General features: G+C 56.9%; 15 protein-coding genes and 1 pseudogene. 11 read left to right on the plus strand and 5 right to left on the minus strand.

Translation table 11 applies throughout. From position 1 onward, the window contains the following. Positions 1–436: 436 nt before the first annotated feature. The 11 genes and pseudogenes from ACEN9G_RS20160 to ACEN9G_RS20210 all read left to right on the plus strand — a co-directional run bounded on the left by ACEN9G_RS20160 (position 437) and on the right by ACEN9G_RS20210 (position 18,941). Positions 437–1,330, plus strand: a complete 894-nt coding sequence (locus ACEN9G_RS20160) for an LLM class flavin-dependent oxidoreductase (RefSeq protein ID WP_413337218.1) — start codon at positions 437–439, stop codon at positions 1,328–1,330. A 32-nt stretch (positions 1,331–1,362) separates the two neighbouring features. Continuing rightward, entirely contained in the window at positions 1,363–2,850 is a 1,488-nt protein-coding gene (locus ACEN9G_RS20165) for a S41 family peptidase (protein ID WP_413337219.1), read from the plus strand. Next, positions 2,847–4,073 (plus strand): lanthionine synthetase LanC family protein, encoded by a 1,227-nt coding sequence (locus tag ACEN9G_RS20170; RefSeq protein ID WP_413337220.1) that lies wholly within the window; start codon positions 2,847–2,849, stop codon positions 4,071–4,073. The genes ACEN9G_RS20165 and ACEN9G_RS20170 overlap by 4 nt, the downstream gene beginning before the upstream one ends. Positions 4,074–5,283: 1,210 nt before the next feature. Next, entirely contained in the window at positions 5,284–8,499 is a 3,216-nt protein-coding gene (locus tag ACEN9G_RS20175; RefSeq protein WP_413337221.1) for a lantibiotic dehydratase, read from the plus strand. An 87-nt stretch (positions 8,500–8,586) separates the two neighbouring features. Then, positions 8,587–10,305: a carbohydrate kinase family protein gene (locus ACEN9G_RS20180; protein ID WP_413337222.1), complete on the plus strand. Its 1,719-nt coding sequence runs from the start codon at positions 8,587–8,589 to the stop codon at positions 10,303–10,305. Next, positions 10,302–10,802 (plus strand): toxin-activating lysine-acyltransferase, encoded by a 501-nt coding sequence (locus ACEN9G_RS20185; RefSeq protein ID WP_413337223.1) that lies wholly within the window; start codon positions 10,302–10,304, stop codon positions 10,800–10,802. Before ACEN9G_RS20180 ends, ACEN9G_RS20185 begins: the two co-directional genes overlap by 4 nt. Positions 10,803–10,815: 13 nt before the next feature. Beyond that, on the plus strand, positions 10,816–12,186 hold the full coding sequence (locus tag ACEN9G_RS20190) for an HlyD family secretion protein (protein WP_483126886.1): 1,371 nt from the start codon (positions 10,816–10,818) through the stop codon (positions 12,184–12,186). Positions 12,187–12,189: 3 nt separating this feature from the next. Further along, entirely contained in the window at positions 12,190–14,319 is a 2,130-nt protein-coding gene (locus tag ACEN9G_RS20195) for a peptidase domain-containing ABC transporter (RefSeq protein WP_413337225.1), read from the plus strand. 582 nt (positions 14,320–14,901) lie between these two features. After that, positions 14,902–16,950, plus strand: coding sequence for a glycosyltransferase family protein (locus tag ACEN9G_RS20200; protein ID WP_413337226.1), 2,049 nt, complete (start codon positions 14,902–14,904; stop codon positions 16,948–16,950). A gap of 78 nt (positions 16,951–17,028) precedes the next feature. Continuing rightward, a complete protein-coding gene (locus tag ACEN9G_RS20205) occupies positions 17,029–17,898 on the plus strand; it encodes a hypothetical protein (RefSeq protein ID WP_413337227.1) in 870 nt (289 codons plus the stop codon). A 114-nt stretch (positions 17,899–18,012) separates the two neighbouring features. Then, positions 18,013–18,941: pseudogene (locus ACEN9G_RS20210) on the plus strand (IS5 family transposase). A gap of 18 nt (positions 18,942–18,959) precedes the next feature. Here the strand turns inward: ACEN9G_RS20210 and ACEN9G_RS20215 are convergent. From ACEN9G_RS20215 to ACEN9G_RS20235, 5 genes are all read right to left on the minus strand, one after another. Continuing rightward, the gene (locus ACEN9G_RS20215) at positions 18,960–19,214 is read right to left on the minus strand and encodes a hypothetical protein (protein ID WP_413337228.1); all 255 of its coding nucleotides are present in this window, start codon (positions 19,212–19,214) and stop codon (positions 18,960–18,962) included. Positions 19,215–19,326: 112 nt separating this feature from the next. Then, complete coding sequence (locus ACEN9G_RS20220; RefSeq protein ID WP_413337229.1) at positions 19,327–19,542, minus strand: hypothetical protein; 216 nt, start codon at positions 19,540–19,542, stop codon at positions 19,327–19,329. A gap of 71 nt (positions 19,543–19,613) precedes the next feature. Then, a complete protein-coding gene (locus ACEN9G_RS20225; RefSeq protein WP_413337230.1) occupies positions 19,614–19,982 on the minus strand; it encodes a hypothetical protein in 369 nt (122 codons plus the stop codon). A gap of 166 nt (positions 19,983–20,148) precedes the next feature. Then, a complete protein-coding gene (cphA, locus tag ACEN9G_RS20230) occupies positions 20,149–22,719 on the minus strand; it encodes a cyanophycin synthetase (protein ID WP_413337231.1) in 2,571 nt (856 codons plus the stop codon). Positions 22,720–22,772: 53 nt separating this feature from the next. After that, on the minus strand, positions 22,773–24,950 hold the full coding sequence (locus ACEN9G_RS20235; protein ID WP_413337232.1) for a cyanophycin synthetase: 2,178 nt from the start codon (positions 24,948–24,950) through the stop codon (positions 22,773–22,775). Positions 24,951–25,101: the final 151 nt, after the last annotated feature.

The following is a 25,101-nucleotide window of genomic DNA, read 5'->3' on the forward strand; positions in this document are numbered from 1 at the left end:
AGGAACAATACACTCGTATTTTTTCCGATGGCTACCCGGGCTCAGGCTGCGCGCAGTTTGGAATGCCGATAACGGATAAATCAGTGGCTTATGCATGAAAAACATTATTGACCAGCCGTAAATATGCCCTAAATTACCTCGAAGAAATAATTTTGTTATTTAATATACCGGGCGTTCATTAGATTGCTTCTCCCAAATTTAAATGCAGCGAGAATACCCGGGATGAGTGAACAATCAACGCTAGCACAAGGAACTAGGGGAACGTCGATTCGCGAAAACGCTACATGCTTTCTCGCGAATTGTTCGCCTGCGGACTCAATAATTAATAACTTGTCCTTTGCGAGACGCTATTGCTCAGTTCTATCGACGGAATTTACGGCTGGCTTACACTCTGGCTACTGCACATGAAAACTCAACTTCGCAAAATGGAGTTTCTTTGACACACCTTCAACTTAGTATTTTGGAAAGACCGGTATCGATTGGCAGCGAAGGACAAGCTATAACTGAATTAATTTCGATTGCACAACTCGCCGACCGTCTTGGATACAAACGCTGTTGGCTGACCGAACACCACAGCTGCCTGCTCGACAGCAGTCCTGAAATTATTCTGCCATTGCTAGCCGCGACGACTCGGCAGATCAAGGTCGGCACAGCCGGGATCCTGTTGAGATATTACTCCCCGTATAAGGTCGCGACAACTTTTCAGCTCTTGAACACTATGTTCCCCGGGCGGATTGATTTGGGTGTATGCGCCGGGCAAGTTGCCGGTACGGCGTTAGAAGGACTCAGTTCGGGCGACGTGCTCGGATTTGACGAAAAGAATGAGCAGCTGAGGGGCTATTTACAGTTCAATCATGAGCGCTTATCGGCGTTTGAATGGGCGGAATCCCAGCCGAATTATTGGATCCACGGTACTGGCCGCGGCTCGATGAGCTTGGCTATAAGACTTCGCGCATCTTACTGTTACTCTTTGTGTCACCACACCAGCAATGCCGATCCACTCGTCTTGGCTGAATATAGGTCTCAAATTGAAGATCATACAAATCCAAGTGTAATTCCCGATTGCGCAGTCCTCGTTGCGGGAATTTGCGCATCCACTGATGCGGAGGCCTTGGAGATGTTGGCTGGATATAACAATGCCTTTATCACTCCGACAATGGCCGGCTCCGCAAGCACATGCGCTGCCGAATTACATAGACTGGCGCGCACATATAATGTGTCAAATATTGTGTGGTGGGATCTTTCCCCTACACATGAACAAAGGGCGCAATCTTTAACCCTGCTTTCCAAGGTCTCCGGATTGGATCAATTAGATTCTCGCCGCGAATAACAAAAGTTCCATTTGACGAAAATTTATATTCCATGTCTGCTCGTTTTAGTTTTCAACGTCTTATCATGCTTGGCCTCGCATTAGCGACTTTGCCTGCGTCCGCGCAGGAGATGAAGAATCTTATACCGCTCCCAATGAAGGGAGCGATGGAATGCGAAAAAGGAAAAAAAGAAGCATTGGAGATTCCACTTAAGCGTCCGCTCGCGCGATGTTCAGTTGCTGGCGCGAAGCTCATGGCGGATACCCAAGAAATTTCTACGCTGTCAGGACGCCGCGTGTATTTAACATTCGATTTCTATCCGACGTCCCAATTCAACCCCTCGATTCTTCTCACCCTTACCAGTTTCAGCGAGAGCTGGCAAGTTAAAACGCATGTTGGCGTGGTCTCTCGAGTGGGGCGAGGGCAGGTGAAAACCAGTGTTTTTGTGCCGGACGATGCCACGAGGTTTGCGTGGACACTGACACTTCCCGGTCCTCCACAGGAAGTTTCCGGACTGATCATTCGCGATGTACGAATTGATGTCAGCCAAACACAATTCCGCCCTGGGCAAATGTGCGTACCTTGTCGCAAATATCTGGACGACATATTGCAGCAGGTGCGGCGTGAATCGCTGGTCGCAGACCGCCTGCGCTGGGACGAACTGGAAGGTGCCCTCGGTTTGGCGGCGACAGGGGCTCGGAATATCCGGGAACTCGATGGACCGCTGAAGGAACTGTCCCGGCAGCTTAATAACGCGGAGTTTGCGGCCGGTGTAATACCCCATGGTCGATTCCAAACGAAAGCCGAGTTGGCCTTGGACGTCACGCCCGTGCGAGTAGCACAAGCCCAGCCACGCCAAGAGAAGCGGGACGCCCTGTTCTATACAGACCTTGTGGATAAGCATGTGGGTTATGTAAAGCTAAGATTTTTTCTTGCGCCGAATTTTGCCGAGGGTCGAGCATATGCGCACGCCTTGCGTGACGCCATTGTAAAGCTGCATAAACAGGGAGCAGTTCAATGGATTCTTGATCTGCGTGAACATGGCGGCGGCACACTGTTCCCGGCAATTGCTGCGCTCCGGCCGCTGCTGGGTAATGGTGCGGTCGGCTACTTTGTCGACAGAGACGGTAAGTCACACGGAGACTGGCTGTGGGGCACGCCTGCCGAGCCGAAGGAAACGGCCAATACCTATTTCAGCGACTCAGATCCAACCTTTGACGGCGAAAGGGAGCCAACCGCAATCTTGTTTGGCGGGTCGACGAGCAGTACAGGCGAAATGGTGGCGATTGCCTTTCACGGCCGTTCAAACACTCGAAATTTTGGTACGCCGACAGCCGGGTTTACTACCGCCGTCCACGGAGTGTCCGATCGCTACGGAAATTTTTTTGGCATCACATCACAGTATGTCGCGGACCGCAACGGTCAGCGAATGTATCCCAAGGTCGTGCCCGATGTTGTGATCGAAGCCGAGGCGACGGGGCCGGGTCAGCCTGATCCCGTCCTCGACGCGGCCATCACTTGGCTGGGGGGGCAACAATGAACCGAGCCAAGGTGTCATCCATCCTGTCCCCGGCTTCAACGCACTCGGAGCAGTACTGGACGTTGTCTCCAGCTTCCTGCGAATCGGCACTCGAGCTTGTTCGGGTGGTGTGCACCCGAGCCATGGAACATGATTTTTCTAATCTGTCCGACAGGCGCTCGATGGGGGCAGTCGCCTTATTGCTGGCAGTCGCCTCGAATGCGCTTCAAGAAAATGCCTACGGCGCGCGGGGCCTCGAACTCATGGACGATGCATTAGCAGGCGTAGACCTAGGCGACCACTCACTCTTTTCAGGAGCCACCGGCTTGGTTTGGAAGGCCGCCGAGGTCGATGCACTTCTTGGCATGAACGAATACGCCTCCATCGCGGCTGACTATGATGAATCTCTCAGCGAGAAATTGTCCGGTCATGCGCACTGGCCCGGTCACTATGAACTCATCAACGGCTTGACCGGGATTGGCGTGTACGCCTTTGCCCGGCGATTGGAAGGCCATGGTGGCGCGCTCCAGGAACAAGTGCTTAAGCACCTACGCGCCATGGCGACCTGGACGGACGAAGGCTGCTGCTGGGTGACCACGCGCTCCATGTTGGCCCCGGGCTTCACCTGGCCTGCAGCTTCCGAGGAATCATTCATCGACTTGGGCATAGCGCACGGCAATGCCGGTGTAATCTCACTGCTCGCAGCGATCGTTGAACAGGAGCAAGACAACGCGGATGCGAGGGCGTTGTTGGCCGCTGCGGTGTCATGGTATACCGCACAGCAACGCCCAGACTTCACGCAAGGCGTTTTCGGATATCGTGCCGGCGATCAGACACTGAGTCGCGGTGCTTGGTGCTACGGCGACTTTTCGGCAGCATGGGCTTTGCTGTGCGCCGGCCGTGCCCTAGACGACTCTCATCTCAACAATTTCGGCTTGAATTTGCTCCGGCAAGCATCGGCGCGGACGGGCGAATCACTCGCCATCAGCGACCCATGGTTTTGTCATGGCTATGCCGGCCTCTCCCACTTGGCAAGGCGCGCCGCCTCTATATTTCAAGAAACTACCTTAATGGTGGTTGCGCAGCGTTATTTCGAATTGTCCCTCGATCTTGCTCGTCCGCTAGCCCATCAAGCGCACCTTGATTGGAGTCTGCTGGAGGGAATCGTCGGCAATTGCCTCTGCTACCTCGATACATGCGGCTTAATCCAACGACGCTGGGATCGCCAACTGTTGGTCTCGTAGAAGGTGGGAAACTATGGCCCCACCAGCCTCGCCAGGTCAGGCGGTGACACTTTTCCTTCGATGGTGCCCGGTCGCGAGCTTGCCGGAACATAGCGGAGGAATTTTATGCCATCACGGGTACCGGTACTGTTATCTCGCACATTTTGCAGGCGCGGAGATCTTTTCAGGAGATGCGCCCGTTATCGGCCGCCCGCACTCGAAGGGCGGCCTAAATGTCATCAAGCACGGCGGGCGCTACGCGCCAACCTATTTTGGAATTAATTTAACGGAGGACGGGAGGGAAACGCCACGAACTATTACTAATTCAGAAGCGTAGTTGTATTTTCTCATACTATTTTTAGAAGGCTACAATGAACATCAACGGAACAAAAAAGAAACTTGCAATTTCGAAAAGCAGCATTCGCGAGCTGAGCCAGGGCGAGTGGGATCTGGTAGGAGGCGGCTGGGGGGATATTGAAATTATGTTCTCTAATAACTGTGCCACGAACGGTTGCCCCTCGAAGAGTTGCCCGGTGTCGTTTACGTGCCCATCAGGCACCTGCAATTGCGCACCGCCGCCGGCCAAGTAATCTTGCCATAATCTGATTAGTTGGTAACCCCGGAATTTTCTGGATGGTTAATCCGAGCAGAATTTGCCGTTCGGGACAGTTCCGATTGGAAATTTATAAATTAATTCAGGACCACAATGAACATCAACGGAACAAGAAAGAAACTTTCCATTTCGAAAAATAGCATTCGCGAGTTGACCCAGAGCGAGTGGGATCAGGTAGGGGGCGGCTGGGGTATTGAAATTACGTACTCTAATAACTGTGCCACGAACGGTTGCCCCTCGGACGGTTGCCCGGTGTCGTTTACGTGCCCATCAGGCACCTGCAATTGCGCACCGCCGCCGGCCAAGTAATCTTGCCACAATCTGATTAGTTGGTAGCCCCCGGCATTTTCTGGATGGTTAATCCGAGCAGAATTTGCCGTTCGGGGCTGTTCCGATTAGAAATTTATAAATTAATTCAGGATGTCCAGCCGACAACATTACGGGATGAGACTGCTCTACCTACTATCAAATCTGCTCAGGGGTGGTATTTTTTTATGAGCCGGATTCAAAAAGAAGACAACGTAAGCTGCGGTCGCTGCAAAGTAGCTACCGCGCATTGACGGATTGCGCCGACCAATCACAGCACTATTAGAATATTTAACAAAGGATTTATTACCCATGAATTTGCCGGCGTCTTCCAATACTTTTGTGCATCAAGGTTTCTTTCATCTCCGCACTCCGCTCCTGCCGGGCAAATTGTTCGAGCAATGGCATGCCGCTCCGGATAAGGTTGACTTTTTGCTGAAGCAACTCGACTTACCCGAATTGCGCGAGGCAATTTATATTGGGTCCCCAGGCCTTTACGAACGTCTCACAGAATTCAAAAAAACTCGCGAAGAAAAATTAATTGCACCAGGGCAATTGCAAATTAGTGGAATGCGCTTTGACGCTCCAGGTGTTGACCCAAAAGGTAACGACAAACTCGTCATCGCGTTAGCGCGTTACATTGCCCGCGCGGCCTATCGTTGCACCCCGTTCGGCTTATTCTCCACCGTTTCTTTCGGACGAATCGCGCCTGAGAGCAATTTCGACGGCATTGGCTCCGCCCCGATCGAGCGACACGTCCAGTACGATGCGTGGATAGAGCAGTCGGTGCTAGCTAAAGTGATCGCCGATCCGGAAGTGCGCGAAGCGCTGGGTTTCTTTCCAAATCCAACCATTGTCGACCTGGATCAGCAGTACTATTACACTGAACGCCATGCCTCCCAGTCACGGGCGCGATTTGTGGTATCGCGTTTGCAAAAGAACGAGGCGATGGCACTTGCAATAGCCTCTGCGGCTGGAGGTCGCAAAGTTGCCGACTTGGCAGCTATTATTGCCCGTGACTGCGAGGTGGATGTAGCAGACGCCCACGCTTTCATTAGCGAGTTAATCGACAATCAAGTCTTGCTCCCCATGCTGGGAATCCCTGTTATCGGAGGCCAGCGCTTGCTGGGACTCCACGCCAAACTACAAGAGCTTGGCCATTCGCATCATACAGCCGACCTCGCGCGTGTTTTGACCGTGATCCGCCAAAAGGCGAGCGCGACGCCTGAAGCCTGCCTGTTAAAGGACTATCAATTTGCGGCCGAGACGTTTGCCACCACGTATGCGTCCGGAAATACCCGTGATTCGCTGTTCCAAATCGATAGCCGGCGAGATTTTGAACCAGCACTAGGAAAGGATCTCGTTGATGACATATCCGTCAGCGCACAGGCCTTTTTCGAGTTCGGCTGCTTTCGCTTTACCGGCTTTGACGAGCATAAAAAGTTGTTTACTGAACGATTTGGCGAGCGCGAAGTCCCTCTTGAACTTGCACTGCATAGCGAAATCGGGGTTCCGTTTCCGGCTCAGACCAAGGTCATCTCAGATCTGCTGGCGGGCGTTCAGCTAGGCAATTCATCCGGCGAGGTCCAATCCTGGCTCGATCTTGTCCGTACCCAGATATTGACCGGTCACCTTGTGCAGGCTTTGCGTCACGGTGAACGCAGTATTAACATCACCGATACGGACATCGACCGGATTAAACAGGGCGGTTCGGCTAGGCCCCGGGCAGCCGCCGCCGGCATGTTCGCTCAGGCTGCGCTGATCGGCGACGGTAAAGGTGACATGCGCTTTGTACTTCAACAGACGGGCGGACGATCCGGCGCAGAGATGTTCGGCCGCTTTACTCCCATCGATCAGCAACTACGCGACGAAGTCAAGGCGATGCTGCGGCGACAAGAGGAAGCGGACCCCGAGCGGATCTACGCGGAGATTAACCACGATTCCGGCGGCCGTGTGAATAACATTCTCACACGCGCCACGCTGCGCGAGTACGAAATCGTGTGTCTTGGCAATAGTGCTCTCGACCTCGACCATCAAATCCCAACATCGGACCTGTTGCTTCGCCTTGAGCAGGGGCAGTATCGGCTGCGATCCAAACGCCTCAACAAAGAAATTGTTCCGCGCATGACGACGGTACACAATTACAGCCAAGGCTCGCACGGCATGTACCATTTTCTCTGTGCCCTGCAATGGCAGGGCGCACACGCCTGCCCCCCGTTCAGCTGGCCGCAGGCTTTTGCAACCGTCCCTTATCTGCCACGCGTGTGTTATCGCAATTCGGTATGGGCGCCCGCGCGCTGGCGCTTTGATAAGACCGATGCGGTTGCGCTCGCACGGGCGGCCGCCCGCCCGGAGGACCTGTCCGCATGGCGTACCGCGCGCGGGCTACCACGCTTCGTGACCTTGGACGTAGCCGACAACTCGTTGCCCATTGATCTGGACAATGCCCTGCTTGTTGCCATGTTGCTCGAAGAAGTCGATAAGTCGCCTCAGTGGGAAGTGGCCGAGTCCCTATCGCTCAATCATTTCGCTGGTGAAATGCCACAATACTCCAAAGAGGTCGTGGTGCCTTTCATGGTGGAGACACCAGAAATCCCACGCCAAAAAGTCGTTTTGCCACCGCTGCCCGCTGCCGATGGATACCGGCGTGGGATATTTCCTCCTGGAAGTGCGTGGAGCTATGTAAAGGTCTACGGAGGAGCGCTACAGGCCGATAACATGCTGATCGACACGATCGCGCCCCTCCTGAATCGGGCCCAGCAGGAGGGACTCATCGACCGATGGTTCTTTATCCGTTATGCCGATCCAGACCAGCATTTGCGTGTACGGTTTCATTCTTTGGTGACTGCCAGTCGCCAACGGGTCACCGACGAACTCATGACTGCGTTAACGCCCGCGCTGCAGAACTATCAATGCACCCGATTGGCCTTGGACACCTATGAACAAGAACGGGATCGCTACGGCGGGCCGCGCGCCATTTCGCTGGCGGAGCAGCTCTTCCACCATGACAGCGTTCTCGCCACGCAACTGCTGGCGCTGCTGCGCGATTCGGACGGCCTGCCGGAACGCTGGGTGCTCACCCTCTTGGGAATTGAAAGCTGGCTGGAAGCCTACTCACTTTCGGACGAAGCAGCATTGCAGGTGATGACCGGCCCAAGAGATTCCTTTAAATATGAATTCGGCATTGGTGCGACCCAGAAGGTGCAGTTGGGAACAAAGTTCCGCGGCTACAGGCGCGTGATCGACTCCCACTTTTTTGCCGATTCGGTGCCTGAGGCTTCGCAGCCAGTATTCGCGCTGTTGCGCGATACCTTACCGGCCCGCCGCGCCCTTGTGAACGAATTGCGCGCGCTTGAAGAAGCCGGAGAACTTCAAGTCCCGCTCAGCCAAATGTTCTCCAGCTTCGTGCACATGTTTTGCAATCGCATGTTGGACGCAAATGCGCGGCAGCACGAAGCCGTGCTGTATGATTTCATGGTTCGTATCCTCATGAGCAGGCAGTCACGTAAGCCGGTGGAACGGAATTAACATATGCATAACAATTCCTCCCAGTCTACAGCCATTGCCACGAGCGATAGCCTACCCGAGGTTACTCCCTGGAGTGTACCGTTCCACATGCAGGCTCTTCCTACGGCGAGCCTGGCCGCCGCTAATCCCGGGATGCCTTACGTGGGCGGGCCGGAAGCGCTGCTTGCACGTTTCGCCTGGAATGTCCCACCAGATGGGGTGGACCGCAGCAAGCCGATGAAGGTCTTTTATGCCGACCGTTACGGCGGTAATGCCATTCATCGCAATGGCGGAGGAGCCCGATGCGCCAGCGATGGCACTTGGCAGATTAAGGGCTGCGGGCTGAATCCGTTGGCCGGCATTGACAATGACGGATCGATCGGTCGCCCTGGCACCACTACCTTGGCCGAATCCTTGCAGGAAGCACTATGGAGCGAAGTATTCCAGCATGCGCTTCCTTATGGCTCGACACGGATTTGCGCCGTGATCCGGACTGGTTTACACGACGAGCAAGCAGCGCGCCCCTGTGACCGCGTGCTGGGCATGGTGGTGCGTGAGGCGGCTTGGCGGCCTGCGCACTTCCAGCGTGCACACATGTTCCGGCCGGCGCCGGAGGTTGCGGCAAGCCTGCCAAGCGACACGGAACGGGTGCGGTGCGCCGTGGCGCAACTTGATCGCCTGTTGCCTGTTCCAATCGATTGCTCGCCTTCAGAATGGCTGAGTTGGTCACCGTTGGCCCGCCTCAATGCCGGCATGAATGAGATGGTCCGCCGCTTCGCTGAGCAGTTTGCCGCAGCGGTAGCTAAGCGTCTCATGCATGGCACGGTGACTGCCTCCAATATTTGTCTGGATGGACGTTGGATCGACTTCGCGACGGCGTCGGCGCTTCCGGGTTGGGCCAATTATGTCAGCTGCCTTTGCCGCTTGACTGACGAGTATTTAACGCTCACCCAGACGCTGGCCACGCTGTGCTTTTATATCGGGAAATACTTCCCGGTTCCCATCGAGGAACGCCGGGGCCTCCCCCAGCCCAATGAACTTGTCGATACCTACGTCGGCCACTATAAGTCGTCCCTGGATCGACGCATGGCAGGATTGATCGGCTGCCAAGGCGTCTTGGCGCAACGGGTATGGGACACGCCGGACGGTCGGGCCGCGATGCGGCAACTGGGTCAGATTCTGTTGCACCTCGGGACTAGCGGAAGCTCCCGACGGTATGCGAGCCCTATCCTCGATTCATCGACCGGCACCTATGATGTGCTGGCCATCCTAGACATTATTGCGAACACTTCGGACCCGGTTGCGGATGCGCGCTTGGCAAGTTTGATTCCATCTAAAGAACTGCGAACTCAACTATTGTCGGCCCACGCGGCAGTCTGTGCGGCAATGTATTCGCTGGCCGACCGTAGCAACCTCTCGCTACGTGCCTTGCAACGACTAGTGTGCTTGTACCGAAACAAGGCCGCGCTCGTCGAACCGCTGTTTTACCGCGATCGCATGAATATACAACTGGAGGAAATGGCGCAGGACATCCATGACCCGGGCCAGTTCAACTTGGAGGCCGAACGCCTGTGGAAGTACGCCGGACAACGGGCGCGGTTGCTCTACAAGGATCCGGATGGGTTCACATGCCTACTGTGGTGCGCCGACGAGGGAGAACTCGTGTATGACGCCCTCGACGACATGATCGTCGCGTGCTGGTCAGGACAGCGCAAGCGGTTTACCTGGGCCGAGTTTTTCGACGCCGACAGCCTGGCTACAGACGTAACCACTTGTCGGCGCGATATGCGTGCCTTCTGGGGAGAACACCTATGGGAGATGCTGTGAGCGACCAATTTACATTTCTTGCAAAAAATACAAATTTGCGTGATGCGGCCGAGACGCGCGGCCACGTTGCGTATCTGATGTCGCAACAGCTGGTGTATCGGGAGTATCCCATGGCCTGCCTAACCGCCTGGATTGAGACTCCGATTAACATTGATCAAATCAAGGTCTTCTTCGACCCAACGACAAGTTTACCTTTGGGCTACGTCACCTGGGCTTGGCTTGCCCCCGATGTAGAGCAACGCTGGCTCACCGATCCCGACGCGACTTTGCATTTCAGTGAGTGGAACGAAGGGGGGCGACTATGGATTATGGATTTTGTCGCGCCTTTCGGCCACGGCTATGACATGGCGCGCTACATGCAACGGCATATGTTCCCGGATTGCGTAGAGGCTCACTCCATTCGGCGTGACCAGGACGGGAAAGTGCGGCGCCATTCTGTCTGGACCGCTCGCCGTGACCACACGTCCCAAGATCGGCTTGGTGCGGCAAATACATGATAGATATTGTTGAATGAATGAGACGATGCAACGCGAACCCGACCCGATACAGGACGAGGTACCGCTTCCTTTGTTCCGCCCGGAAGTGTGGGACGCGAAGGCGACCCAATGGTTTGGTCCGATACGACTGACGCAACCGGTATCTGGCAAAGTCATGGCATCGATCGCGCTATGTGTGACGCTGGGCCTGGTTGCCTTTGGATTATTTGGCACCTATACAAAAAAGTTATCCGTCACCGGACTCACCATGCCACACGGTGGCAGCATCACAATCTCCAGCTTCGCCCCTGGAATCATCGTGCGCAACTACGTCGCCGAGGGAGAACGCGTGACGCGCGATCAAACCATGTTCGAAATTTCCAGCGAACAGTATGTCGGAGGCGGCGCATTGGCGTCGCTGTTATCTCGACAAATTGATGTGCGTCAGGAATCCGTGGATGCTGAGCGGCGCAGCCGTATTGCTCAGGAGACCGAGCGGCGCCGTGAACTCGACGCCCGCTTGGAAAATTTGGCAGCAGAGGAAGCTCAGTTGCAACAAGATCTTGAGCTGAACCGCCGTCGGCAACGCCTGTCCCAAGCCACGGTGACCAAATTCGAAACACTCCAGCGGAATGGTTTTGTATCCGAGGCTCAAGTCCAACAAAAGGTGGAAGAGACTATTGACATTAGCAGTCGACTTAGCGCACTGAACCGCTCTTTGCTGCAATTGCGGGCAAATCGCATTACGATCAGCGCCGAACGGGATAGCCTGGCAAACAATCTGTCTGCGACCCTTGCTCAACTCGACCGGTCTGAAGCGGCATTGCGCCAGGAACGTGCCGAGAACCAAACCCGCCAGCGGACCCTCATCAAGGCCACGGCTGATGGCATCGTCACCACGATCACAAACCGGCCTGGACAATTCGTCCAGGCTGGCCAGGTGCTAGCCACCCTCATGCCCAGCAAGCCCGGCGCGGGTCCAGCCAACGAGGAACTTGAAGTCCATCTGTATGTCACTAGTCGTGCCATCGGCTTTGCTCAGGTCGGACAAGCGGTGCGAATTCGCTACCGTGCGTTCCCGTATGAACGGTTCGGCTTGTACGATGGCAAAGTGATCGGCATCAGCAAGACCCCTCTGGCGTCGAACGAGTTACCGGCAAATATCGCCGGGACTGTAGTTAGTAATGCATTTGCTAATTCGCCTGGTGGAACCGAGGGACTGTACCGTATTCGTGTAAAGCCAGCCGAACAGTTCATCAATATTTACGGGAAACCGCAGCCATTGACTGCCGGGATGACGCTTGAAGCCGATCTAATGCTGGATACGCGGCGCATCTGGGAGTGGGCATTCGCTCCGGCTCTTGGGTTCGTTGCCCGCTCTACCCAGATCTCGAACGAGAAGTGAAGAATGAAATTTATTGCTCAGACAGAAGCCAGTGAATGCGGACTGGCATGCCTTGCGATGATCGCCAATCATTATGGCCATCGAACGGACCTCGCTTCGCTCCGTCGGCGATTTTCCGTCAGCCTCAAGGGCATGACGCTCGAACAAATGTTACGCCATGCTAGTGCGCTCGGGATGGCGTCACGCCCCGTACGGCTCGAGATGGAGGACTTGGTCAAGCTTGATTGTCCGTGCATCCTGCACTGGAATCTTGACCATTTTGTGGTTCTTAAACGGGCACGCCGAACATTACGTAGTGATTTGGAATTGGTGATCCTCGACCCGGCAGTGGGGGAGCGTGTCATCAAACACAATGCGATTTCGCGTTCCTTTACGGGCGTGGCCTTGGAACTTCGTCCGACAGCAACATTCGAAAAGCGCGATGCACCCAAGCGCGTGCCCGTCCAGAATATGGTCGGGAAAATCGTCGGCTTGCGCCGCGCATTGGTCCAAGTGCTGGTCATGGCCATTGGTCTAGAACTGCTGACCCTGATCACCCCACTATTCACTCAGTTCATCCTTGACGACGTCGTCGTTGGAGGTGATTTCGAACTGCTCCATGCACTGGCTATCGGCTTTGGCCTTGTTCTTTTCACGCAAGCCGCGTTACAACTTGCCCGTAGCTGGTCCTTGACGTGCTGGGGCATTGAACTAGGGCTACAATGGTCGAGCAGATTGTTCGCCCATCTCTTAAAATTGCCCCCGGCATTTTTTGAGAAACGTCACTTGGGCGATGTGATCAGCCGCTTCAGCAGCCTTAGCGCCATACAACGCGTGGTAACTAGCCTGTTGGTCGAGAGTGCCTTGGACGGATTACTGGCCATCACAGCACTGGTCCTGATGCTGAAATATAGCGCCGTACTGAGCGCTGTGGTTTTCGCCTGTGTGCTGATTTACTCCGGACTACGCTGGTTGTTTTATCGTGCGTTGCGGGATGCCACGCAGGAAACCCTGATATTGCGCGCAAAGGAAGAGAGTCACTTTCTTGAGACCCTCCGCGCGATCACCCCCCTCAAGCTATTCGGCCGTGAGTCGGAACGTATGGCACGCTGGCTGAACCTGCGGCAGGACGCGGTCAATCAAGACATCAAGACGCAAAAGATTGACGTGACGTTCCGTGCTTGTAGCTCCGCTATCATGAGCATCCAGAACCTTCTCCTTTTCTATTTGGGAGCAGAACTGATCATCAAGCGTGAACTGTCGGTTGGCATGCTAACGGCATTTACCGTTTACGCTGGAACCTTTATTACCCGCGTATTCGGATTGATCGATGCGTTCATCAACGTACGGATGCTTTCGGTCCATACCGAGCGTTTGGCGGATATTGTCTTGGAACCCGTTGAGGAAGAAGCGACAGTGCTCAACGCCGTAGACCGACTTGAACCAAGTATAACGCTACGAAATGTACGTTTCCGCTATGCTGATGGCGAGCCATGGGTGCTAGATGGGATCAATCTTCATATTCCGGCGGGCCAAAATGTTGCTCTAGTGGGACCAAGCGGATGTGGCAAGTCCACTCTCTGCAAAATCATCGTGGGTATTCTTGCACCCAATGAGGGCGAGGTCTTAATTGATAATATTCCTATTCGACAAGTCGGCTTAAAAGCTTATCGCCAACTGATTGGCACGGTCATGCAGGACGATGACTTGCTTGCAGGATCACTGCTCGACAACATTAGCTTTTATGATGTGCGAGCGAATTATGACGACGTGGCGCGATGTGCTGCCATGGCAAATATCCACGAAGACATCCTTCGTATGCCAATGGGATATCAATCCCTTGTGGGCGACATGGGCAGCATTCTTTCAGGCGGGCAAAAACAACGGGTCTTGCTAGCCCGTGCCTTATACAAAAATCCGAAAATTCTCGCTATGGACGAAGCAACGAGCCATTTGGACATTGATAATGAGCGCAAGGTGAATCAAGCCTTAAGCGGCCTCGATCTGACAAGAATCATGATTGCACATCGTCCAGAAACCATTGCAGCAGCTGAACGCGTCATCCAAGTTCAAAATGGCAAAGCGACCGAGCGACAATCCCAAGCGACGCAGTTAAGTGCGGTGCTGAATGAGTCGCCTACGCTTACCGTATAAGCGATGTCGAAATCGAGGGATACATTGAAACGTTTGCTGGTGATGTCTGGCCATGATGTGTTTGACAAATGGCTGCGTGCATTTTAAACGCCGAGCTTCCCAGCACCGGCGAATGCTCAAGAAGCCACTTTAGAGAGAGTACGAAATTGCAGGGAATTAGCGGTCTACACGGTGAATTTTTGAGAGAATTTAAACCTCAGAGATGAGGTAAACTCGATTTCGCTTTTTTGTCGTTTGCTGCGATTCAGCCCATCGGTCGGCCCCGTTCAGAACTCCTGCAATAGCAGTTGAGACGAGGCGGTCGCGCGAGCCAGCAATCCCATCCGTTCCCTTTCAATACCAAATTACAAGCGTAGGGTGCTTGAGCAGATGATCTGCACTGAATTCGCATGGAAGTGCACGTATTTTTCGCAGCCCGACTATTGAACAATCTTATTGAGTTTTGACAGATGTAACGTATAAATTGGCGCCTCTTGACCAGGCTTATGTTTAATCGCAACCACTTTATCGACCGGAACGCGAAGGCAAGCTGACCGATTAAGCTTCGCCTTTTAGCCCGATTAACAACAATCGAGTATATTAATGAATGCATTGCTGCCCCCACAGCAGGTTGACCCCGAAAATCGTAAATTCTTAAGGGGCGATTTCGAAGCCCGAATCAATCGGGACACGGCCTCAGCCGATATTCGTCGTTTTCCCTTTTCGAACGGCGGCATATTCTTATGCATTACGGTTTATAACGAGCCTGCGGATGCATTGCATTGTTCAATTATCGGCTTAGCCAACACCATCGCACGGTTGCGTCGTACCTGTCCAAATATCATTATCAATATATGCGTGTTGGTAGATGGTGTTCAAAAATGTTCGCCGTCGATGAGGGCTACCTTGGAGCGGCTTACGGGTTCTGATAAGTGTTTCCGATTTGATTCTCATGATTTGGCGTGCAACTACCTTGAAGCCGATCTTTTTGATCTACTTAAGTTATGCAGGAGCGGCCAGTACGACGATGACTTTCACTGGCAAGGGCGCCTAAGCGAATTGCAACAGTGTGTCACAGATTCACAGGAAGCAGAACGCCTAATTGATAGCAACCAAGTTCATCTACTCGTTGCGGTTAAACGTGAAAATCACGGAAAACTGGATTCGCACTGGTGGTTTTATCGTATCTTCTGCCCATGTATCGTACCGGCTTACTGCTTCCAGATGGATGTAGGTACGGTTCCGGCCAGAAGCGCATTTAGCGAACTTGTTAATGCGTTTCAGCGAGATGGCCGTGTAGGAGCTGTGGCGAGCAGCATTTTGCCGCCCAGACCTTCCAGTCCGTGGAGCCTTCTTCAATGCTGGCAATATACGTCCTTTACCAACTCAATTCTTTTGGAGTGGCCTGCAGAACGCGCGGCCGGATATTTGAGCGTCATTCCTGGACAATTAAGTGCGGTCCGATGGGACGCAATCAAAACTACCAATAGCTTCGATCCCGATACGAAGCCACGTGATCCGCTCAGTGTATACTTCAAAGGATTAGGACCTCTAACACCTCATGAGTCCATGCTCTATCTCGCCGAAGATCGCGTTCTTTGTCGCGAAATTATCAGCAGCCCGCAAACCGAATGGACTATTACTCATGTCGATAATGCAGTGGCTGTAACCGACCCCTGCCATTCGTGGCAGGAGTTATTGCGACAAAGAAAGCGGTGGTGCAATGGCTACATGGCATGCCGTGTCAGCTACCTCCGACATCTCCCTGACTTCGTTCGCGATCCAGCGGTGGCGACTCGAAGGAAATTGCGTGCTGTCACAGCGGGAATCTACCATTTCTTAATACTCACTTATGACTGGTGCGCCCCAGCCATTTTCATACTCCTTTTGTCTTCAATTGGACAACGGGCAATATCGTCTACGCATCATATTCCTGCGCTCCAGGGCAGCTTAGAGATACTCCTGCCAATGGCGCTGTGTGCTCTGCTTCCTCAATTTATTGTTTGTTTGCGTAGCGATCTTTCGGCGCGGCATATCGCCTTTTTACGTTTCTCCGTTTCTCTTCAAATGAGCGCTGTAGCGATTTTTCTCCTGACGAATGTGCTATTCGAAGAAACGTTTTTGCTCGCACAGTTGCTTTTGTTTCTTTACGTTGCCGCGCCACTTGCGTCGTTATTAGGTCATCGTAAACTTACTAAGACGATCGTTGCCAGTACTCCAGTCGTATTTTTTGCCATCTATGTTGTCCCCCTTCTCATGTGGATGTATGCAATCTGCAATTCGCATGACAGTAGCTGGGGGACAAAAGGTTTGCTGACGGATACCCGAAACGATGGATTTAAATACCGGAAGAATTTTTTTCAAAATAATCGTTTCCTTCGGCATAGGAATTTACATGCATCGATCTGGGTTGCAAGCAACCTCGGCTTAATATATTTCGCCAATAGTTGGTGTCGCGAAAGCCATCACGACCTAGCCATCATGTTACTGGCACTTACATGCGCCATTACTCTGTTCGGTTTGGTTTGCAGAGTAAGCGCGAAATTACGCCAACTCTTCAAATTGGCCACGGGAAAGGGAAATCCACTAGAGCGATATGAAACTTCAATTGATCCCATCCCTTCATCAGGAACCACACCCGAACATAGCTGATGCGTATGAAAGTGAGCATGCCATGTATTGACAGAGCTCTTCATTGCACCTTTATTTATCATTCTGGAAACTGCACTAATGAACAAGAATAATCCCACCAGCGGCGTGTATTTTTTGGCGAATAACAAGGTTTTCGAACAAGTCGTCGCATTCCTTCGGAGCTTTCGGATGCACAATCCGACTATCCCACTCTGCTTGATACCTTTTGATAGCGATTTCGATAAGATATCGTCGCTCAAAACTACCTTTTCATTTTCCATATTCGATGATGCGGAGCTGCTCGCCAGTTGCGATGCAATCAGCGAGAGGTTTCACGGCTTCGTGCTTGGAACTTATCGAAAGTTAGTAGCTTGGGAGGGAATATTTGACACCTTCATTTACATCGATGTCGACACAGTTGTCACTGATTCCGTTGATTTCGCATTCGAGCACCTCAAGCATGGTGACTATGTCGCTTCGCATTCAAATCTCGAAAATATACGGTGCTGGGTATGGAAGGATAGCGTTTACGCAACACATTTGCTTACCCCACCGCAGATCGAGTATTCGGCAAACACGGGTTTTTTTGTGAGCCGGCGTGGCCTCTTGCCAATGAAACACTGTGTAGCAAAGGTGAACGGCGCGTTAGAACTCAAGGAGAGTATGGAATTAGAGTGCATGGAACAGCCATTTCTAAATTATCTGATTGTAACATCAGGTTACTCATACACGAGCCTGTTGCAGCTGCTTATGGTTGGTATTGCTCCGACCGTGAGCTTGGAATGGTGGGCCGGTACGCCAAATGGACGTGTGGATGGGGGGAAATTATACGACCCTAGGGGCGCCGGAGTCTTCCTCGTGCATTGGGCTGGCTTTTGGAAGAAATCCGGTGGGTCGAGCATTGGACTGCCCTACAAGGAGCTGTGGGATTTTTACCGACGGCCCGAAATCTCGCCCGATGTCCTTTGATAAGAGGTAAATGTCCAGCGTGAATGACCGAAGCAATTAATGGGGGCGCCTCGGCATTGTTGCGCAAATCAGGCTGGGCCAGCGTAGAACCCGCAGGTCTGGTAGCCTGAACGGATGAAACCAGCTCCTCGGAAGTACCGCACAACCAACTGGAAGACGTACAACGAAGCGTTGAAGTCACGCGGCTCGCTGCTCATCTGGCTTGACCCGACGATGAGCTGGCATGGCCAGCCAAGCGGCAAGCGCGGGCGCAGCCAGACGTTCAGCGACGAGGCGATCCAGTTCTGCCTGAGCATCAAGTGCCTCTTCAATTTACCGCTACGCCAGGCCATGGGCATGACGCAAAGCCTGCTGCGCCTAGCCAGGCTCAACTGGCCGGTGCCGGACTACAGCACGGTAAGCCGGCGGCAAAAGACGCTGCGGGTGGCCATCGGCGCCGTGCCGACCACGACGGGCTTGCATCTGCTGGTGGACAGCACGGGCATCAAGATGCTGGGCGAAGACGAATGGAAGACGAAGAAGCATGGCGCGGATTACCGCCGCCAATGGCGCAAGGTGCATCTCGGAATCGACGCGTCCACGCTCGAGATCCGGGCCATGGAAGTGACCGACAACAGTATCGGCGACGCACCTGTCCAGCGAGTGCTGCTCAGCCAGATTCCTGCTGACGAACGCATTGCCAGCGTCAGTGGCGATGGCGCTACGACACGAAGGACTGTCATGAAGCCATCGCTCCGCGCGCCCCGCATGCCATCATCCCGACCCGCAAGAACGCCAAGCCCTGGAAGGCAAACCGCTGCGGTGCCGAAGCACGTAACGACATCCTGCGGGTGACCAAAAGAGTGGGACGGGCAATATGGAAGAGATGGAGCGGCTACCACCGGCGCAGCCTTATCGAAACCAAGATGCGCTGCTTCAAGCTGCTGGGCGAACGCGTCATGGCACGTGACTTCGACCGTCAGGTCGCCGAGCTACAAGTGCGGGCTGCCGTGCTGAATCGCTTCACTCGGCTGGGCACCCCGATTACCGTCCCGGTGTTATAAAACGAATTACAAATAGCGTCAGCTCGGCCTTCGCTCGATTTGCTCAACAAAGCCGAACAAGGCGCGGTACTGCTCCTCTGGAGTCAGCTTCTTATTTCGGTAGATGGACTTATAGACGTCCAGCGTTTCTGGTGCGCCACCCGCGGCGATGGTACCCTGCTTGCGACGATACTTTTCCAACGCTGCGTTGGAAACCTTGGAGCCTACGGTCAACCTGGCGAACGCAGAGCGCAAAAATTCGAGACTTGTTTGAGCGTGAGTATAAATGATCATGACATGCTCCTTTGCTCCAAGTGTATCACGCTCGATGCGGGGCCGGACAGCGACTGTTCGGCCACGGCCGCACGCCGATGACAGGAAACAAGGCAGCACATGTGCGGTTCGGTCATGAAATCGAACCGCGCCGTCGCTTGCCCTGCACCGCCAACACCCTGAGCGCCGTCTCCAGCCCCACGCGCCGGTACTCCATCGCCCTTGCCGCCGCGTGCACGCCCCGCGCCCGCAACGCATCCTGCACGTTCTCGGCCGTCCAGCGGTCGCTCCGCCGTTCACCGAGCAGTTTTTTCAGCAAGCCCTGGTCGTCGATCCATCGGTAAGTCATGACGTCCTCCTTGTGGTTGAGGACACCAGTTTCGCGTTAATTGCAACAAGGCAACTTACTGAGCATCAAGTTCAGGACAGGCGCGCGTGGTTGAGGATGAGCCAGGCCACGGTGATGACGACCATGCCGGTAAAGGTCACGCACGACCAGGTGAAGAACCAGGCCGACACGATCCCGGCCTGCAGCACCTTCTCGAACAGGATACCGAGCGCGAAATCGAAGGCGGTCAGGAACGACCAGCGCCGCAGGTAGACGGGCAGGTAGCGGCTCATCTTGCGGTTGTGCTGGTGCGCGGCGTGCCGCTCGATGCGGTCGCGCGCGGCGCTGACGTCGCGGAACAGCCAGTCGAAGAACAGGAAGCGATACAGGAGGCGCCGGAAGGGCATTTCCGGGGCCGGGTCGTTGTCTGCAACGGGGTGGGATTGCTTGTCGATCGTCATGGTTGCACCGCTCGCTCGAATTCTCATTCATGGTATGCCAGATGCCGCGTCAAGCCACGTTCGTTGCCTAACGTAGCGTGCGCGGTGCCTGACGTTTCTGAGCAGCACCAATAAAAAGCAAAACGGGCGCACGCGGCGCCCGTTTCGGAACAACGGCCAGGAGGCGTCAGCCTTCCTTGACCCGCTTGGCGATGTGCGCCAGCGCCGCATCGACCTGGTCGATCAGGATCAGCGACAGGTCGCCCGGCTGCAGGCGTTCGAGCGCCTTGTCGATGGCGACGAACTCGCCCTTGATCTCGTCGATGTGCGTTGTCCGGGGCGCGCCGGCGAGGCCCTCGCGCAGCAGGCCGACGACTTCGCCCTCAAGGCGGCCGCGCTGGCACTGGTCTTCGTACAGCAGCACGTCGTCGAACGCTTTACCCAGGATGCGGGTCTGGTCGCGGATGTCCTCGTCACGGCGGTCGCCCGCGCCCGAGATCACCACCGAGCGGCGCTTGGCCGGCATCGATTCGACGGCGTTCACGAGGGCCTGGATCGCGTCCGGGTTGTGGCCGTAGTCGGCGATGACCGTCGCGCCGCGGTAGTCGAACACGTTGAAGCGGCCCGGCGCGTTGTCGCTCTCGCCGACGAACGTCTTGAGACCCACGCGGATCGCATCCCACGAGATGCCGACGGCCCACGCGGCGGCCACGGACGCCATCACGTTTTCGACCTGGAAGCCGATCACGCCGCCGCGAGTGATGGGCACCTCGGCCAGCGGCACGCGTTCTTCGTTCTTGCCTTGCGCCGCGACGAGGTGGCCCTTGTCGACGTAGACGATGCGGCGGCCCTGCGCGCGGTGCTTCTGCATGACCGGCAGCGAGGCGTCCGCGGCGAAATAAGTGATGTCGCCCTTCGTGTTCTCGGCCATGCCGGCGACGATCGGGTCGGCCGCGTTCAGCACGGCCATCCCGTTCGGCGCGACGTTCTGCACGATCACGCGCTTCAGCACCGCGAGGTCTTCCAGCGTGGTGATGTAGTTCAGGCCCAGGTGGTCGCCGGAGCCGATGTTCGTGACGACGCCGACCTGGCAGCGGTCGTACGCGAGACCCTCGCGCAGGATGCCGCCGCGCGCCGTCTCGAACACGGCCGCGTCGACGTCCGGGTGCAGCAGCACGTTGCGCGCGCTGCGCGGGCCGCTGCAGTCGCCGCTGTCGATGCGGCGGCCCTGGATGTACACGCCGTCCGTGTTCGTCATGCCGGTGCGCAGGCCGGAGCTTGCGAGCAGGTGCGCGATCAGGCGCACGGTCGTCGTCTTGCCGTTCGTGCCCGTCACGGCGACGACCGGGATGCGGCCGTCGTCGCCCGGACCGTACAGCGTGTCCATGATGGCTTCGCCGACGGCGCGGCCCTTGCCGAACGACGGCGAGATGTGCATGCGCAGGCCTGGCGCGGCATTCACTTCGACGATGCCGCCGCCCTGGTCCTCGATGGGTTTCAGCACGCTGTCGCACACGAGGTCGACGCCGCAGATGTCCAGGCCGACCATGTGCGCGGCCGCGATGGCGCGCGCCGCCACTTCCGGATGCACGTCGTCCGTGACGTCGGTGGCGGCGCCGCCCGTCGACAGGTTCGCGTTGTTGCGCAGGGTGACGCGCCGGCCCTTCGGCGGGACCGATTCCGCGTCATAGCCCTGCTTCGCCAGCGAGGCGAGGGCGATGTCGTCGAAGCGGATCTTCGTGAGCGACGTCGCGTGGCCGTCGCCGCGGCGCGGGTCCTTGTTGACGATGTCGACGAGCTGGCGCACGGTGTGCACGCCATCGCCCACGACGTGCGGCGGGTCGCGGCGCGCGGCGGCGACGAGCTTGTTGCCGACGACGAGCAGGCGGTAGTCGTGGCCCGGCAGGTATTTTTCGACCATGATCTCGTCGCGGAACTCGGACGCGGCGGCAAAGCCCGCGTCCAGCTGCTCGCGCGTGGTGACGTTCACGGTCACGCCCTTGCCCTGGTTGCCGTCCTTCGGCTTGATCACGACCGGCAGGCCGATTTCCTGGGCGGCGGCCCAGGCGTCGTCCGGATCGTTCACGCTGCGGCCCAGCGGGACGGGCACGCCGGCCGCGTTCAGCAGGGTCTTGGTCAGTTCCTTGTCCTGCGCGATGGATTCCGCGATGGCGCCGGTGGCGTCGATCTCGGCGGCCTGGATGCGGCGCTGGCGGCTGCCCCAGCCGAATTGCACGAGGCTGCCCTCGGTCAGGCGGCGGAACGGGATGCCGCGCGCGACGGCGGCGTGTACGATCGAACCCGTCGACGGGCCGAGGCGCACGTCCTCGTCCAGGTCGCGCAGCTGCTTCAGCGCGCCTTCGAGGTCGAACGGCTGGTCATTGCGGGCCGCGGCGCACAGCTGCCCGGCCAGTTCCATTGCGAGGCGTCCGACGTCTTCTTCGCTGTACTCGACGACGACCTGGTAAATGCCGCGCTCCAGCGTGGCGGTCGTGCGGCTGAACGTGACGGGGCAGCCGGCCTGCGCCTGCAGGGCCAGCGCGGCGACTTCCAGCACCTGGGCCAGCGGGATCGTGTCGTCATGGCCGGTCGGCTGCAGCGGCCAGATTTCCGGGAACAGGGCGCGCAGGCGCGTCTCGAAGCCGGGCAGGGCGCCGATCGATTCCTCTTCCGGCGCGCAGGCGACGATCGCCTCGATCGACGTGTGGTGGCTCCAGAGGTTGGGACCGCGCAGGGCGCGTACGCGTGATACTTCCATAAGTCTTTCCTTTAGGGTCTTGCGGCATCCGCCCGGTCATGCCGGGCTCGTCATCAGGCCTTTTTCTTTTTGCCGGCCGGGTCGAACGTGCGCAGGCCGGCGCAGATCAGGTCCGTCGGCACGTCCAGCGCCCAGCCGGCCAGCGCGGCCGCGAGCAGGGCATTCGGCTGCGCGGCGGTGGCGGGCTTTACTTTGTCGATGCCCAGCAGCGGCACTTCCTCGCTGCCCTGGGCCAGGACGATGTGGTGGTTGCGCACGAATGCGACGCGGCCGCCGCCCGCGCGGTGCGCGGCCAGGGTGGCGTTGGCTTCGTCCTGCGCGTAGAACAGCACGGCGCCGTCGGACAGTTCGGCCAGCGCGGCCACGCGTTCATCGGCCGCATCCAGCACGGCCGCGCCATCGGACAGCACGACGTCGACCTGGCTGCGTACGACGTTGTAGAGCGCATCGTCGTCGCGCACGTACAGGTCGGCCACGTCGGCCACGCTGCCCATGTCGGTCACGATGCCGACGAGGCAGCGGTCGTACGGCAGGCCCTCGGTCAGGATCGTGCGCGCGTTCGATTCGAACACGGCGGCCTGCACGGTGCGGTTGATCAGCAGGCGCTGGCCGGCGTCGAAGCGGGTGCCGTCCTGCGCCGTGACCTGGCGGCCGTCGAGGAACAGGCCCTCGCGGTTGGCCACGCCCACGTGCTTGCCGGCCAGGTTCAGCACGGTGCCGACGAGGCGCGCGGCGAGTGCCGCGTCCGTGGTGCCCGTGACGCCCACGAGCGGGATGCGTCCCGTCTCGCCCTCGGCGAACAGGTGTTCCACGATCGCCTTGCCCACGTTGCGCGGCTCGCCCTGGGCGGGCTTGATGTGCGCGAGCAGGCCCGGGCTGGAATTGACTTCGATGATGGCGCCGCGCTGTTCTTCCAGCGGACGCGAGATGTCTTCGCACACGAGGTCGATGCCGGCGATGTCCAGGCCGACGACGCGCGCGGCCAGCGCGGCCACGTGCGCGACTTCCGGGTGGACCTCGTCCGTGACGTCGTCGGCCACGTTGCCGTTCAACTGGATCAGCACTTTCTGGCCGGCCTGCGGGACCGAATCCGGCGTGAGGCCCTGGCGTTTCAGGTCCAGCTTGACTTCATCGCTTTCGGCCGGCACGACGGGGCTGAGCGGGAATTCTTCGGAACTGCCGCGGCGCGGGTCGATGTTGATCTGGCTGTCGCACAACTGCGTGACGGTGGAGGTGCCGTCGCCGACGACCCACAGCGATTCGCCCTTGGCGGCGGCGACGACTTTCGAGCCGACGACGAGCAGGCGGTGTTCGTTGCCGGGAATGAAGCGCTCGACGAGGACGGCGCTGGAATCCCCTTCTTCGGACGCGATGGCGTAGGCGGCATGCACGTCCGCTTCCGACATCAGGTTCAGCGACACGCCGCGGCCATGGTTGCCGTCGACGGGTTTGATGGCGACCGGCAGGCCGATGTCCTGCGCTTCTTCCCACGCGGCTGCCGCGCTGCGCACGACCGACCCTTCCGGCACCGGCACGCCGCAGGAGGCGAGCAGGGTCTTGGTGAGGTCCTTGTCGCTGGCGATGGATTCGCCGATGGCGCTCGTGCGGTCCGTCTCGGCCGTCCAGATGCGGCGCTGCGCGCTGCCGTGGCCCAGTTGCACGAGGTTGCCTTCGGTCAGGCGGATGGACGGAATGCGGCGGTCGGTGGCGGCGTCGACGATGTGGCCGGTCGAGGGGCCCAGGCAGTAGCGGTCGACCAGTTCCGTCAACTCATCGACCTTGGCCTGCAGGTCGAACGGGGTGTCGTTGATGGCGGACGTCAGGAGCGCGTGGCCGGCTTGCAGGGCGGCACGGCCGACGGTTTCGTCGCGCGTGCGGAATGCCATTTTATAAATGCCGCGGTCGGCGGTGGAGCGGGTTTTACCGAAACCGGTCTTCATGCCGGCCAGGTTCTGCAATTCGAGGACGATGTGTTCGAGGATGTGACCAGACCACGTGCCGTCGCGCAGGCGCTCCAGGAAGCCGCCCCGTTCGCCGACGCCGCAGCGGTGTTCGATCAGGCCCGGCAGCCAGGCGGTAAGGCGTTCATACAGGCCGGGGAGTTTATTCGAAGGACATTCTTCGAGTTCGCCGATGTCGAGCCACGTTTCGATGACAGGGCGGTAGGTCCAGATGTTCGGTCCACGCAGGTGGTTTACACGAAGGATTGCAATGTCTTTCTTATTTGTCATGAAAATATCCAGCCACGCGACGACCGCTCTCTCATCGCGTGGCATTGCCTAAGTTTGCACATCGATGGCCAAAGACGCTGCCGGATCGCGGCCCCGTCTTCCTCTCTTTCCATAATGCACATGTTGTATACTTGCCGGAACGAAGCTTACC

This window comes from Massilia sp. Masssp94, assembly GCF_059491305.1.

Excerpts from the sequence above, each read along its gene's own strand:
- ACEN9G_RS20165 (WP_413337219.1), top strand. The coding sequence starts at position 1,363 with ATGTCTGCTCGTTTTAGTTTTCAACGTCTTATCATGCTTGGCCTCGCA.
- ACEN9G_RS20170 (WP_413337220.1), top strand. The coding sequence starts at position 2,847 with ATGAACCGAGCCAAGGTGTCATCCATCCTGTCCCCGGCTTCAACGCAC.
- ACEN9G_RS20175 (WP_413337221.1), top strand. The coding sequence starts at position 5,284 with ATGAATTTGCCGGCGTCTTCCAATACTTTTGTGCATCAAGGTTTCTTT.
- ACEN9G_RS20180 (WP_413337222.1), top strand. The coding sequence starts at position 8,587 with ATGCAGGCTCTTCCTACGGCGAGCCTGGCCGCCGCTAATCCCGGGATG.
- ACEN9G_RS20190 (WP_483126886.1), top strand. The coding sequence starts at position 10,816 with ATGAATGAGACGATGCAACGCGAACCCGACCCGATACAGGACGAGGTA.
- ACEN9G_RS20195 (WP_413337225.1), top strand. The coding sequence starts at position 12,190 with ATGAAATTTATTGCTCAGACAGAAGCCAGTGAATGCGGACTGGCATGC.
- ACEN9G_RS20200 (WP_413337226.1), top strand. The coding sequence starts at position 14,902 with ATGAATGCATTGCTGCCCCCACAGCAGGTTGACCCCGAAAATCGTAAA.
- ACEN9G_RS20205 (WP_413337227.1), top strand. The coding sequence starts at position 17,029 with ATGAACAAGAATAATCCCACCAGCGGCGTGTATTTTTTGGCGAATAAC.
- ACEN9G_RS20215 (WP_413337228.1), bottom strand. The coding sequence starts at position 19,214 with ATGATCATTTATACTCACGCTCAAACAAGTCTCGAATTTTTGCGCTCT.
- ACEN9G_RS20220 (WP_413337229.1), bottom strand. The coding sequence starts at position 19,542 with ATGACTTACCGATGGATCGACGACCAGGGCTTGCTGAAAAAACTGCTC.
- ACEN9G_RS20225 (WP_413337230.1), bottom strand. The coding sequence starts at position 19,982 with ATGACGATCGACAAGCAATCCCACCCCGTTGCAGACAACGACCCGGCC.
- cphA (WP_413337231.1), bottom strand. The coding sequence starts at position 22,719 with ATGGAAGTATCACGCGTACGCGCCCTGCGCGGTCCCAACCTCTGGAGC.
- ACEN9G_RS20235 (WP_413337232.1), bottom strand. The coding sequence starts at position 24,950 with ATGACAAATAAGAAAGACATTGCAATCCTTCGTGTAAACCACCTGCGT.